Here is a 12,151-nt window from a genome sequence, read left to right on the forward strand (position 1 = left end):
TGCGATTTTTGGTAACTTGCAGGCAGCAAAAATGCCTACAAATTTAGTTAAATACTTAGATGTTGCCGATGTATGTTGCGATGTCTGCGAGTAATTGTTCGGTAGTTGAATGGACGACTGTATTACTCTTTTTCTCCAATTAAGAGATTAGACAACCTTCCTTAAGAGAAACATTACATTCCTGGAGAAAAATGCCACCAGATAATGCCACCAGATTATGAAGAGAGGAGTTTGATCAATGCCTCATCTTCACGCAGTTCGGCAATGTCTAAAGCAGTTTGGCCCCGGAAGTTGGTGGCCGTTTTGTCTGCGTCGCGTTCCAGTAGCCATTTTGCCATTGCGTGACGGCCGTACATCGCTGCCGCGAGCAATGGTTGGTCTGGACTTTGCGAGTTACCCCGCGCCGCCAACATCTCCACCAATTCCACATTGCCACTGAGGGCGGCGTGAAAAAGCAGCGAGATGCCGTGGACGCCCTTGCCGTTCACCAACTCTGGCGACTCATCCAGAAACGCTTCAACCTCATCTTGCAGGCCAAGCATGGCGGCGGTGTAAATGTTCATTGGTGCGCCCTGATCGAGTAAAAATTGGGCAATGGCGCGGTTGCCCACGTGGGAAGCTGCTTCTAGCGCGGTTTCATCAAATTCCACATATTTTTCGTTGAGTAGACGTGGCTCTGCGGCCAGCATTTGCTGCACAACTTCCAGATTGCCGTGGGCAGGCAGTACAAAATTGCGAATTTGTTCTTGGGTAAGCGGTTCTTGGGTCATTCGTTTCTCCGAGGGTTCATATTGTGCTTCACAAAGTCGTAATCGTAGGTGGTGATTTCGTAGAGATGGCCATAGGGATCGCAAAAGTAGATGGACCAAGCAAGGGCGTGATCAACCACGTGCTGGCGCGTTAACCGTTCGTTTTGCTGATTGTACACCACAATCTCTTCTAGCCGCGCCAAAAACTGCATGAAACCCGCCCCATCCACGCCGAAAGCAACCCGGTGATGCCCAGCCGTGGGTCTGTTGCCCTTGGGTTCTCCCTGAAACAGGGCTAGTTTAGTACCGTTGCTGGCGGTGGTCAGCATGAGCGGACCGTCTTTTGCCCAGAATTCAAACTCTGGAATGATGTGCAGGCCGAGGATGTTGGCATACCATTGGGCTGCTTCGTGCTGATCCGGTACAAACAGCTCTACATGATTTATTTTTTGTACGCGAAAGGTCATGTTTGACATAGTTTTTCCGTCCTATGGATAGTTGCCAATGTGCCACTCGAATTCTTTTCCCTCATGAGCAATAAATTCAGAAAAATTGGCTGGCCCTTTGCGATGGTACTCTCGCCAGTGAGCTATTTTGCCGTTTTCAATTTGTACAACTGCGATGCCTACATCAGCCAGTTCCTTGCCACGCAGCCCGAAGCTGAACTCGCCCATGCCCACTTGTGTCGTCTCGTCAAAACATAGGTTTTGAAAGGTCATGTAGGTGCCTGGGGAAAGGGCGGCAAAGTACGGCCGTAGCTGTTCATGCCCCATATAAAGTTGAATATTTGGTGGCTCCATATAAATGGCGTCTTTTGTAAAAGAGTTGAGGGCTGCTTGGGTGTTCCGGGTTGTCCAACTTATGGCAAGCTGTGTCATTAGCTGGACGAATTGGTCGTCAGTAAGATTGGGTGACATGGTACCTCCGATGGCCTAAACCAGAAGGCAATTTTTGTTAATTTCGTTGGTTTTGCCATTGGTCAAAGGGTCGTGAAGAAACTGTCCAAAAGGACAGGTATTTTTGTTGCGCAAGTAGAACAAACGGTCTATCATTGTGATGATTGAAAAGCCAGAGGCAATGAAAAAGGTTGAAGGATTTAATATTAGAATGCTCTGTCGATTTTTGTCCACACGAGACGTCGTTTTGGTAAAGACCAACTATTAGGAGGCAACTATGTCAGACACACAAAAATTGATTCAATCTTTCCAAACGACCACTTGGATTATCAACAAGCAGGCCGAAGGTTTAAGCCATGAACAGATGCGCTTACAGTTGCCATTTCGGGGCAACTGTTTTAATTGGGTGTTGGGCCACATCGCCACCAATCGGGATCAGGTGCTGATTTTGCTGGGGCAGGTGCCGATTTTTAGCGCGGACGAAGTTGCCCTTTACAAGACAGGTTCAGAACCGGTGATTGAAGGAGCAACGGCCGTACACAGCGATAAGCTCCTGGCCGCCATCCAAGAATCCCAAGCTCGCATTGAAGCAGGCCTAAAAACAGTCTCTGCCGAAACCTTAGCCGAGATATTTAATGAAGCGCATCAGCAAACGGTGGCTGAGCGAATTGCTGGCTTGCATTGGCACGAAACGTACCATACCGGCCAACTAGAAATTTTGCGCCAGCTCGCCGGTACAAACGACCGTATTATCGGTTAACAAAAGGAGATATGATCTCATGGCAGAAAAGCCGTACAAAATTGTGGATTTGAACTTTGTTTCGCTCTACTTTTTGGATTTGGAGGAAGCGGCCGCTTTTTACACGAGCATTTTTGGACCAGCGGATCAAATCTACAAAGAGGGGCCGCATTACGGCTGGAAGCTGGGAGCAACCTGGCTGACGCTGTTTGAGAGCAAAGGTGGCACGGTGCCGGGTCAGGGGCCGAGTAACACCGAATTTGCCGTTCAGATGGCAGAACCGGGCGAGGTAGACCGTCTGTACGATGCGCTCATTGCCGCTGGCTGCAAACCGTGTCACACTCCAGAAGACACAGAAATGTATGTGCCGATGCGCTTTTGCTGCGTTGACGATCCGTTTAATGTGCGGATTGATGTGTACTGCCTCATAGACCCCCCCGCGAGCGAATAAGCTGGCCGGTGATCCAACCTGCTTCGGGTGAGGCCAGGAACCGCACCAACCGGGCGGCATCTGCTGGTGTGCCGATACGCCTCATTGGGGCTTGGGCGACAAAGTGCTGGCGTAAATCGTCGGTAATCCAGCCCGTATCGGTGATGCCGGGATCAATAGCGTTGACAGTGATGCCCTGGCTGGCTAAATCTGCGCTCAGGCTGAGGCTGAATGCTTCGACAGCGCCTTTGCTGGTGGCATAGGCTAGCTCATCTGGCATGGGGCCATGGCTTTGCCCTGAGCTGATGTTGATGATACGGCCGTTTTCTACCCATTCACCCTCTTCAAACTGCTGCACAAACGCTTGGCACAGCAAGGCCATCCCCTGTACGTTGACGGCAAGGTGGTTTTGCATGTCGTTAGCCGTCATTTTCGTGATACTGCCCGTTGTGGAGTAGGCGGCATTGTTTATTAGAATATTCGCCCGACCAAACCGCTCCTGCACTATCGTAAATAGCTCGGCTGGTGTTGTAGGCTGGCTTAAATCCAGCTCCAGCCCGGTAGCTTCTACCCCCATTTGCTGTAATTCTGCAATGATGGCAGTGGCTTCATCTGCCTGACTGCCCCAGGGCATGGTGGCGTCATACGGCCGAAAATAAGTCGTAAAGATATTGCAGCCAACTTCGGCCAGGGCTTGGGCAATGGCAGCACCAATCCCAATTTTACGGCTCACGCCAGTGATAACGGCCGTTTGGCCTTGCAGCATGTCTGGTTGCCAGTTGTTCATTTTACCCCTCAAATTTTGCCATGGATTGCGCGGATATTTGGTTTTGCGGCGTAAATTCGCGTACTCAGTGGCTAGGTCTATAGTACTGATAGGCGGTGTGCGGCTGGTTGACGGCCGTACCAGCACCCGCTACACTGTTCTCCGCATATGGTACAACAAAACCTAACAAACACCGTATCCCCCCTGCTGGACCAAATTTCACTGGAGCTATTATATGATTCCCACAAACCAGAAGAATAATTATTTGCTGTTTTTCATAGGATTAGTTGGGCTAACCTTGCTGTTGATTTTTCTAACCATCATTGGCAGGCAATCCAACGCAACGGCCGCACCAACTGGCACGGAATCGGCCGATGGTGTTTGGCAGGATGTGGATGAGTCGTTGTTGCGCGTGGCGGGCGACCGGGTGATTGAGCCGACAGCATACCGCACTGTTTCGCTTAATTGGGACGCGCTGGATGGCGTGCTGGCCAATTCGCCAGACGGTGCTACAGTGGCCGATGAGACTGTTCTCTCGCTGCCGCTGCCCGATGGAAGCTACGGCCGTTTCCAGATTTACCAAACGGCCGTCATGCACCCTGAACTCGCGGCCAAGTTTCCAGAGATTCGTACCTATGCCGGTGTTGGTTTGGATGACCCTACCGCTTTTGCCCGGCTCGACACCACGCCCAAAGGGTTTCACGCCATGATTTTGTCGGCAAACGGCCGTGTGTTCATCGATCCATACGTTGCCGACAATACAGACCTGTACCAAAGCTATTTTGCCAGCGACTTTATTCCTAATCTGCCAGATGATTTTGAGCCAGATGTCGTCGTTGAACCAGAGCACGAAGAAGGCGAAAAGCCAGCCGCGCCCGATGGTGGCGTCAGCTCTGGCAGCACCTTGCGCACGTACCGTCTGGCCGTTGCCGCCACGGGCGAGTATACGCAATTTCATGGTGGTGAAGAGCTGGCGATGGCCGAAATCGTGACGGCTATCAACCGTGTCACAGGCATTTATGAAAGGGAAGTTGCTGTCCGGCTGGAACTCATAGCCAATAATGATTTGATCATTTATCCAAATGGGGCGACTGATCCTTATACAGACAACAATGGATTTGCAATGCTTAGTGAAAATCAAACCAATTTGGACACTGTTATAGAGTCTGCGAATTACGATATTGGCCATGTGTTTAGCACAAATGGGGGAGGTGTTGCCACTTTGGGTGTGCCCTGTGTGTCTGGCCTAAAAGCAAGAGGTGTTACTGGATTGAGTTCTCCAATTGGCGATCCATTTTATGTAGACTACGTTGCACATGAAATTGGACATCAGTTTGCAGCAAATCATACGTTCAATAGCAATACAGGTTTCTGCAATGAAGATTTTCAATGGAATGCAGATACAGCTTATGAACCAGGTAGCGGCAGCACTATTATGGCTTATGCAGGCATTTGTAGCCCGCAAAATTTGCAAAGTAACAGCGATGATTATTTTCATGGAATCAGTTTTGATGAAATTGTGGCATATACAACAGTTGGTAATGGCAACAGCTGTGCGGTCACATCATCAACTGGCAATACGCCGCCAACCGTAAATGCTGGCGGTAGCTACAACATCCCTCTAAATACGCCGTTTACACTTACGGGATCTGCTTCAGATCCAGATGGCACAGCTTCTCTAACCTACAATTGGGAACAGTTTGACAATGGTTCGCAAGGTGTGCCGCAGTTTCCGTCGGGCAATGCGCCTATTTTCAGATCATTCCCGGCCACAACGTCGCCCTCGCGTACCTTCCCGCAGATTTCTGACATTGTGAACAATATGCAGACATTGGGCGAGATTTTGCCGAGCTACGGCCGTACCATGAACTTCCGCCTGACTGTGCGGGATAACAATGCAGCGACAGGCGGGGTGGCTTCTGATTCGACAACGGTAACGGCCGTTGCTGGCACTGGTCCTTTCCTGGTTACCTCTCCCAACACAAATGTAACTTGGACAGGTAACACAACAGAAACCGTCACCTGGAACGTCGCTGGAACCACAGATGCGCCAATTAGTTGCGCCAATGTGAATATTGATCTTTCTACCGATGGCGGCTTTACATACCCTACTGTTTTAGAAATGAACACGCCGAATGATGGCAGCCAGAATGTCATTGTACCAAATATCAGTACGAGCAACGCCCGCGTGCGCGTCAGCTGTGCCGACAATATTTTCTTTGACATTTCCAACACAAATTTCACTATCCAGATAGGTGCCGGTGGCGATCCCTCGCTGACGGTGAGCAAATCGGTTGAACCAACCGGAAGCGTGATTCCCGGGGATTCGTTGACTTACACAATTGACGTCGAAAATGTAGGAACAGCACCAGCTAGCAATACGGTCGTCACAGATACGTTTGCCACCGCACTGACCAATCCATCTTGCAATGGCGTTTCGGGTGATTTGATGGAGATGGTGGCAATCAATCCATCCAGCAGCGAAAGTTTCACCTGTACGGCCGTTGTCGATTCTTCTTTGGCGTTAGATGTAGAAATTACGGCTTTGCCATCTGCTATTTCCAGCACAGAAATTACCACTTACACCATTACCGTTACCAATAGCCACGGTAGCTTGTCTCTTAACAATGTTCAAGTGGCGACCACGCCCAATCTGATCAACTGTACGCCTGCGCTCAACACGCCGCAGGTGCTAGGGCCAGGTGCCAGTCAAGTTTATACCTGCCCCAATAATGGGGTTACTTTGCCAGGGAGCGTCACGGCGACAGCGACGGGCGAGCTCACCATTAGCAACGTGGCTCAAGCGTCAGATGAGGATGATCCGGGTGGAGTAAAGAGTAGCAGCACGGTGCAAAATCAGGTCATCGTCACTGGCAGCGACAATGTGATGGTGATGGTTACAGATTACTACTACATCTATTTGCCAACTATTATGCGGGATTAACGGGGATTAGGGTTAGGAGACTGAGGAGTACAAATCCTCAGTCTCCAATTATATTAGCTGATTGCACCTGCCAAAGCGGCCAACGCCTCTTTCTCCGTGGCGTAGATTTGCTCCAAATGGCCTTGCATGTCGGCGAAGAGGGCTTGCATGGTGTCGTCGCTGATGGGGAAACGGCCGTTCAACTCCACCTCCATATCTTGTAGCTGCTGGCTCAACTGGCGCAGCTCGGCATCGGCTTCGGTGCCGCAGCTGAGGAAGATATGGTATTTCTTTGCCAGGAGCGTTTTCGTTTCTTTTAATGGCGGAATTTCGTCAGGCAGGACGGCATCGGCAAAGTTGCGCCACAGAACGGCCACCCGGTGATATAGCTCCGCAGCTTCTTCAAGTTTGGGCTGGTTCAAGATGTCGCTCGCCTCGCCCAAAAAGTCCGCATAGACGTTCCGTAAGCCGCCGCCCGCCGTGCCAAACAGCTTGATGCCTTCGTGTAACGAGCGTAGGGTGCTATACAATCCCTTTTTCTCCTTAAACACAGTGGGCCACCCCTTTTTGTTCTTCGTGTCGGTCATCATTTTGGCCCATTTTTTGTAAACGGGCAGGGCGAAGGTTTGCGAGCTTTGGCTCAGGTAATCGACGCAATCTTCCAGCCCGGCCATGGTGGCGGCTGGGAGGTCAAAGTCGCTGCCGTTGGCTTCCAGCAGCAGCAGCCGATTTTTGTAAGAGCCAATCCGCTTGCGCGCTTCGCTGAACGTGTTGCCATCTACGCTGAGCGGCGTTTGTGACCGATCATCCAACAAGTAACGGCCGTCTTTCTCACCAAAAACCGTCACAAAGTGGCCAAAGCAGCCGCTGTACATGGGGCGCAGGTAAAAGTAGGGCAGCTTTTCCTGATCGACCCAGGCAATGGGGAAACGGCCGTCTGCCAGCGCATCGCCTAAATGTTTTGCGGCCGTTTTGGCCCCGCCAGTTTCCAAGAAATCTGCCTTTACGCCCACACGGTCACAGAAGTTTTGCATGAACTGGGTGGTATAATTCCACTTGTTTTGGAAGCCCATTACCAGAATCGCCGCGTCGTGCTTCTTGAACTCCCACAGAATGTAGCCACAGCCTAAACCACCCGCAATGCCCAACACCATCGCCTCGCTGAGCGGACGGCCGTTGTGCGGCGACACGAATCCCTGGTTGGCCAAAACATTGGTCATCGTGGCCGTTTCTGGGTGGATGCCACCAAATTGTGTGTAATTTTGCATGCTCATTCTGTTCTCCTTTGTACAGTAACCAGTATTCAGTCGTTAGTAATCGGTATTTAATTGCTTGATTACCATTTGCCGAATACCGTTCACTGATTACTGTTAACCGATCTTTTTTACGGGAATGTAAATATCCGTTTCGTTGAGGGCATAGGCTGGATTGATGCGCGTGGTGCGGTAAATTTCAATGACGGGCAGGCCGATTATTTCGATATTTTTAATCTGCACCAACTGTTGAAAAAATATGTGATAAACCTGCGTGAAACTTGCGTCCAGAGGGCCAATGTAGCTCATGGTGGCAAAATGGCCGCCCGGTACATTTTGGAAGCCAATGTTGCCATCTGGTTGAAACGATTCTGGCACGCTTAGGCACATATCGAACCGCACTTTTTCAGTGGGTGTAATGTTAGGGTCGTCATGCCCCACCCCCAGCAGCAGATTGTCGCCAGTGTACAGCCCGTTGGCATCAGCCCAGGCAATGAGCCGATCATATTGATGAAAATCGACGTGTTCGTAGGCACCCAAATTGCGTACAAAGGCGACGGGGATTGGCTTGAGTTTCTGGATAGTCACGCGGGAGCAGGTGGTTTCGGTAGCGAGCTCATTAAGCAACGTTGGGTTGATTTGTTGCTGCTGCTCTAGAATACGGCCGTACGAAACCCGATATTGCTTTGGCGTCACCCCAAACCAACGTTTGAACGCGCGGGTAAACGTCTCTGGTGCGTTGAACCCCCAATTGAGGGCAATTTCCAGGATTGTCGCCTCACGAATTTTCAGGTCGAACGCTGCCCGCTCCAGCCGCAGTCGCTGAGTGTACTGCTTGAGCGTTTCGCCAATGGTATCGTGAAACAGCCGGTGAAAATGGTAAGGCGACAATGCTGCCTTTTCTGCCAGTTGAGCTAATGATAAATCTTCATCCAAATGCGATTGGATGTAGGCTAAAACGGGCAGCAAAGCGGCCGTTTGGTGATTAGATGCCAAAGGTGTTGGGCGAGTCATAGAGGGATTATACGTCAGAGGAACGGCCGTTTCTTGATCTTTCTTGCGGTTTACCAATTCTACCGCGGCACTTACTCTCCGCCTGTTGTCAACAAATCTTCCTCTAGTGCTGCTTTGCGCACGACCAGAACCGTGCCTACAGCCCGAACCAGTTCATCTAACCGCCGACTATAGCTGTCAATTTCATCAATGGTTGGCAACTTCATCCCCAAAATCGTTAAATCGGCATCGAGGTTATTATCTTTGATCACCTGAGGAATGCTTTGCTGCGGATCATCTCGCACAATGACGACAGGTTCTGCCTCTACGCGCACATCGTCTAGCATCTCGTCTAGATGTGCTTTTGTTTGAGCGACCCCTTCTTTCCCGTCAATAATCCGCAGCAGCCGAATTTCCGATTGAAACCAGTCACCATGCCGCTGAATGAGGTAGGCTAGCAGCAGCTTCAGATCGGCGTTGCCACCGCGACCTTGCCACCAAATGTTAATGATCCGTTTTTGGCCAAACCCGCGACTGTCGTCATAATTCAAAAAGAGTACAGATTTCCTGAGTGCGACCAACTGCCGCATCAGCTCCAACTGCATAACGCGGCCAGCTTCGGTGCGGCTCCAACCCATCAAAATGGAATTGGAGGTCAGATTGCCAATGCCGTGAGCCTGAACCAGCGTGAGTGCCCCTTGCTTAAAATCAGACACCACTTCGGCCTCGGCAAACGCCGTCATGCCGTGATCCTGAATATAGTTGCGAATTTGCTTGCGAGCGGTTGTTCGTAGATTTTTGCCCACCAGCTTTTCCACATCCCCAATGATAAGCTGGAAAAATGTCACAATGCCGCGTCCCCGACTCAGCCAGTCAGCTACGGCAACAAGCTGCTCGCGATTGTGCGGCTGCCCTGTAAATACAATCAGGTTGGGTCGCCAATTTTTGGGGGTGGGGCGTTCGGTTTCCATTTGCAGCAAAGCGCAGCGAGCAATGGCGATCCAAATGCCAATTTGCACATCGCCCCAGGTGCGCCGTACCTGCCGCCGCTCTAAAGCAAAAAAGACGCCGTAGGTGATAACAATGGCGATGATTGTGGCCACCGGGCTGATGAGGAACATGGCTCCGTAACAGCCAATTGCCCCCAGCATAGAGACGTACCAGGGAATTTTGAATTGGGGACGGTAGCTGGGATTGCCGACTAAATTTTCAATACTGGCTACCAGGTTAACCATGCCGTACGTGTTGAGAAAGAACATGGAGATGATCGGTGCCACAAAATCAAGATCGCCTAGCCAGATGACAATAATGGCAATGGCTGCAGAAAGCAGAACGGCGACGCGCGGCTCGGTTTGGCTGCCCATCTTGCCTGCCATCCACACGGGCAGCACGCGATCCTGGGCAATGGCTTGCAGCGTCCGCGGCGCGGCCAACACGCTACCCAACGCCGATGAGAGGGTGCTGGCCCACACGCCCGCCAAAATGAGGCCGGGCACCAGGGCGACGCTTTGCATGGCTAAATTATTGTTGATCAATTCGTCAGCGGTGAGGTGGGTGGCAAACCAAATAACGGCGATGATGTAGATTACGGCCGTTACCACAATCGACGTAATGGTGCCTCTGGGAATACTTTTGCTGGGGTCTTTCAAATCGCCAGAAAGGCTGATGCCAACCTCGATGCCGGTGACGGCGGGGAAGAAGACAGCAAACACGGTCCAGAAGTTATTGCCAAAGGTGTAGTTAGAGGCAATGGTGGCGGTGCCAAAGCTGTCCCAGCCACCGGCAAAAAAGGAAACCAGCGCCACGACCAGCACGGCCAGAATGAAAAATTGAATACGCAAGGCAAAATCGGCCCCAACGTAGGCAATGAGGGCGAACAGGAGGGCAACGGCCGTTGCAATCAACCGCGGATCAACCTGCTGAAAAAACTCAATGGCTAGCAATGCTTCGGTAAAACCAATGATGTAAAAGGCAATGGAAATTGCTTGGGAAAGATAGAGCGGAATACCGATAGCACCACCCACTTCCAGCCCCAACGAACGAGAGATGAGGTAGTAGTTGCCTCCGGCACGTACGTCCATGCTGGTGGCAATGGCCGAAAGGGAAAGTCCGGTGAGGAAGGAAATCAGGTTTGCCAACAAGACAATGCCCAACGCTCCCCACAGCCCTGCCTGACCCACAACCCAGCCAACGCGCAGGAAGAGGATAATGCCTAAAATGGTGAGAATGTTGGGAGTAAAAACGCCGGTAAACGTGCCAAATCGTCCTGCCGAGGCTGTATTGTGATTATTTTTGACAGTCATTGACCATCCTTAAGTTGAAGAAAATGAGTTAACGTGAGTTTAGGCAATGGGCGTACTTTGTGCAAGTTAGCTACCGATCAAGTTAGCGCGTTTCAGTCGTTGCCTTCAAATAGCATTAGGACGCGGACAAGCGCGGGAACACGCGGATTATTTGCTTCTTTCTGCGCCGTCCGCGTTCATCCGCATCCCATAAATTGAACACTGAAAAAACCCGCCGATCAAGTGCGAAGGTAAGATGCACCGTTGACGTCAATGATAGCTCCCGTCAGAAATTGGGTGCCTTCAGCCGCCAGGAACAGCACCGGGTAAGCTACTTCGTCCGGGGTGGCGACGCGGTTGAGGGGGCTTTGGCCGCGAATGGCGTCGCCCGCTTCCCCTGCCAGATGTTCGGCTGCCATCTCGGTTTCTACAAAGCCGGGAGCCACCACACCCACAAACACGTTGTGCGGTGCCAGATATTTGGCCAACGACTGGCTCATGGCGTTCAGCCCGGCTTTGCTGGCACCATAAGCTGGGGCCACGGGTTCACCCCGAAAGGCACCGCGTGAAGAAACGTTGACGATACGGCCGTATCCCTGCTTAATCATCTGCTGCCCCACCAAATAGGTTAGATTCGCCACCCCCACCAAATTCACCGCCAACGTTTGCTGCCAGGCTGCCTGCCACGCGGTAAAAGTAACTTCGGCCAGCGGGTGTTCTTCATAAATACCTGCATTGTTGACGAGGATGTCGATACGGCCGTACTTCTCTACGACTTCTGCCACCAACTGCTCTAATTCTGCGGGGCTTGCCATATTTGCTTGGGTGATGAGGTGGTTGCTGCCTGCGAGGGAAGCGGCCGTTTCTTCAGCAGCGGTTCTGTTGCGATTGTAATGCACTACCACTTGCGCCCCGCGCTGGGCAAACTGTTGGCAAATTGCCCGGCCAATGCCCCGCGAGCCACCCGTGACCAAGACTACTTTTCCAGAGAAATCCATTATTGCCTCCAATTGGCCGCAGATTTACACAGATGACACAGATTTTTGTTTGGATCTGTACCAAGTTGTATATGTCACTGTCCAATGTATACGGACATAAAAAGACCTGCCAGATGAATCGC

The 12,151-nt window shown here is 51.3% G+C and carries 11 protein-coding genes; 3 read left to right on the forward strand and 8 right to left on the reverse strand.

Features of this window, described 5'->3' with window-relative positions; genetic code table 11:
• Positions 1-215: 215 nt before the first annotated feature.
• From ACOQPU_RS05010 to ACOQPU_RS05020, 3 genes are read right to left on the reverse strand one after another with little or no spacing between them, the layout of a single operon-like run.
• Positions 216-770 (reverse strand): ankyrin repeat domain-containing protein, encoded by a 555-nt coding sequence (locus ACOQPU_RS05010; RefSeq protein ID WP_420644031.1) that lies wholly within the window; start codon positions 768-770, stop codon positions 216-218.
• On the reverse strand, positions 767-1,225 hold the full coding sequence (locus tag ACOQPU_RS05015; RefSeq protein ID WP_420644032.1) for a VOC family protein: 459 nt from the start codon (positions 1,223-1,225) through the stop codon (positions 767-769). Before ACOQPU_RS05015 ends, ACOQPU_RS05010 begins: the two co-directional genes overlap by 4 nt.
• Positions 1,226-1,237: 12 nt before the next feature.
• Entirely contained in the window at positions 1,238-1,666 is a 429-nt protein-coding gene (locus ACOQPU_RS05020) for a nuclear transport factor 2 family protein (protein WP_420644033.1), read from the reverse strand.
• Between the two features lie 256 nt (positions 1,667-1,922).
• On the opposite strand from ACOQPU_RS05020, the gene ACOQPU_RS05025 reads away from it, so the two are divergent.
• On the forward strand, positions 1,923-2,405 hold the full coding sequence (locus ACOQPU_RS05025) for a DinB family protein (protein WP_420644034.1): 483 nt from the start codon (positions 1,923-1,925) through the stop codon (positions 2,403-2,405).
• A 19-nt stretch (positions 2,406-2,424) separates the two neighbouring features.
• Entirely contained in the window at positions 2,425-2,835 is a 411-nt protein-coding gene (locus ACOQPU_RS05030) for a VOC family protein (protein WP_420644035.1), read from the forward strand.
• Here the strand turns inward: ACOQPU_RS05030 and ACOQPU_RS05035 are convergent.
• Positions 2,810-3,601 (reverse strand): SDR family oxidoreductase, encoded by a 792-nt coding sequence (locus ACOQPU_RS05035; protein WP_420644036.1) that lies wholly within the window; start codon positions 3,599-3,601, stop codon positions 2,810-2,812. The genes ACOQPU_RS05030 and ACOQPU_RS05035 overlap by 26 nt on opposite strands.
• A 214-nt stretch (positions 3,602-3,815) precedes the next feature.
• On the opposite strand from ACOQPU_RS05035, the gene ACOQPU_RS05040 reads away from it, so the two are divergent.
• Complete coding sequence (locus tag ACOQPU_RS05040; RefSeq protein WP_420644037.1) at positions 3,816-6,524, forward strand: reprolysin-like metallopeptidase; 2,709 nt, start codon at positions 3,816-3,818, stop codon at positions 6,522-6,524.
• 53 nt (positions 6,525-6,577) lie between these two features.
• Here ACOQPU_RS05040 and ACOQPU_RS05045 read toward each other — a convergent pair whose 3' ends face one another.
• From ACOQPU_RS05045 to ACOQPU_RS05060, 4 genes are all read right to left on the reverse strand, one after another.
• The gene (locus ACOQPU_RS05045) at positions 6,578-7,777 is read right to left on the reverse strand and encodes a BtrH N-terminal domain-containing protein (RefSeq protein ID WP_420644038.1); all 1,200 of its coding nucleotides are present in this window, start codon (positions 7,775-7,777) and stop codon (positions 6,578-6,580) included.
• 96 nt (positions 7,778-7,873) lie between these two features.
• The gene (locus tag ACOQPU_RS05050; protein ID WP_420644039.1) at positions 7,874-8,827 is read right to left on the reverse strand and encodes an AraC family transcriptional regulator; all 954 of its coding nucleotides are present in this window, start codon (positions 8,825-8,827) and stop codon (positions 7,874-7,876) included.
• 14 nt (positions 8,828-8,841) lie between these two features.
• A complete protein-coding gene (locus ACOQPU_RS05055; RefSeq protein WP_420644040.1) occupies positions 8,842-11,052 on the reverse strand; it encodes an amino acid permease in 2,211 nt (736 codons plus the stop codon).
• A 218-nt stretch (positions 11,053-11,270) separates the two neighbouring features.
• Entirely contained in the window at positions 11,271-12,029 is a 759-nt protein-coding gene (locus ACOQPU_RS05060; protein WP_420644041.1) for an SDR family NAD(P)-dependent oxidoreductase, read from the reverse strand.
• Positions 12,030-12,151: the final 122 nt, after the last annotated feature.

The sequence above is a fragment of the Candidatus Leptofilum sp. genome (genome assembly GCF_965223285.1).
Classification (GTDB): domain Bacteria; phylum Chloroflexota; class Anaerolineae; order Promineifilales; family Promineifilaceae; genus Leptofilum.

Excerpts from the sequence above, each read along its gene's own strand:
- ACOQPU_RS05060 (WP_420644041.1), bottom strand. The coding sequence starts at position 12,029 with ATGGATTTCTCTGGAAAAGTAGTCTTGGTCACGGGTGGCTCGCGGGGC.
- ACOQPU_RS05015 (WP_420644032.1), bottom strand. The coding sequence starts at position 1,225 with ATGTCAAACATGACCTTTCGCGTACAAAAAATAAATCATGTAGAGCTG.
- ACOQPU_RS05035 (WP_420644036.1), bottom strand. The coding sequence starts at position 3,601 with ATGAACAACTGGCAACCAGACATGCTGCAAGGCCAAACGGCCGTTATC.
- ACOQPU_RS05055 (WP_420644040.1), bottom strand. The coding sequence starts at position 11,052 with ATGACTGTCAAAAATAATCACAATACAGCCTCGGCAGGACGATTTGGC.
- ACOQPU_RS05010 (WP_420644031.1), bottom strand. The coding sequence starts at position 770 with ATGACCCAAGAACCGCTTACCCAAGAACAAATTCGCAATTTTGTACTG.
- ACOQPU_RS05020 (WP_420644033.1), bottom strand. The coding sequence starts at position 1,666 with ATGTCACCCAATCTTACTGACGACCAATTCGTCCAGCTAATGACACAG.
- ACOQPU_RS05045 (WP_420644038.1), bottom strand. The coding sequence starts at position 7,777 with ATGAGCATGCAAAATTACACACAATTTGGTGGCATCCACCCAGAAACG.
- ACOQPU_RS05025 (WP_420644034.1), top strand. The coding sequence starts at position 1,923 with ATGTCAGACACACAAAAATTGATTCAATCTTTCCAAACGACCACTTGG.
- ACOQPU_RS05040 (WP_420644037.1), top strand. The coding sequence starts at position 3,816 with ATGATTCCCACAAACCAGAAGAATAATTATTTGCTGTTTTTCATAGGA.
- ACOQPU_RS05030 (WP_420644035.1), top strand. The coding sequence starts at position 2,425 with ATGGCAGAAAAGCCGTACAAAATTGTGGATTTGAACTTTGTTTCGCTC.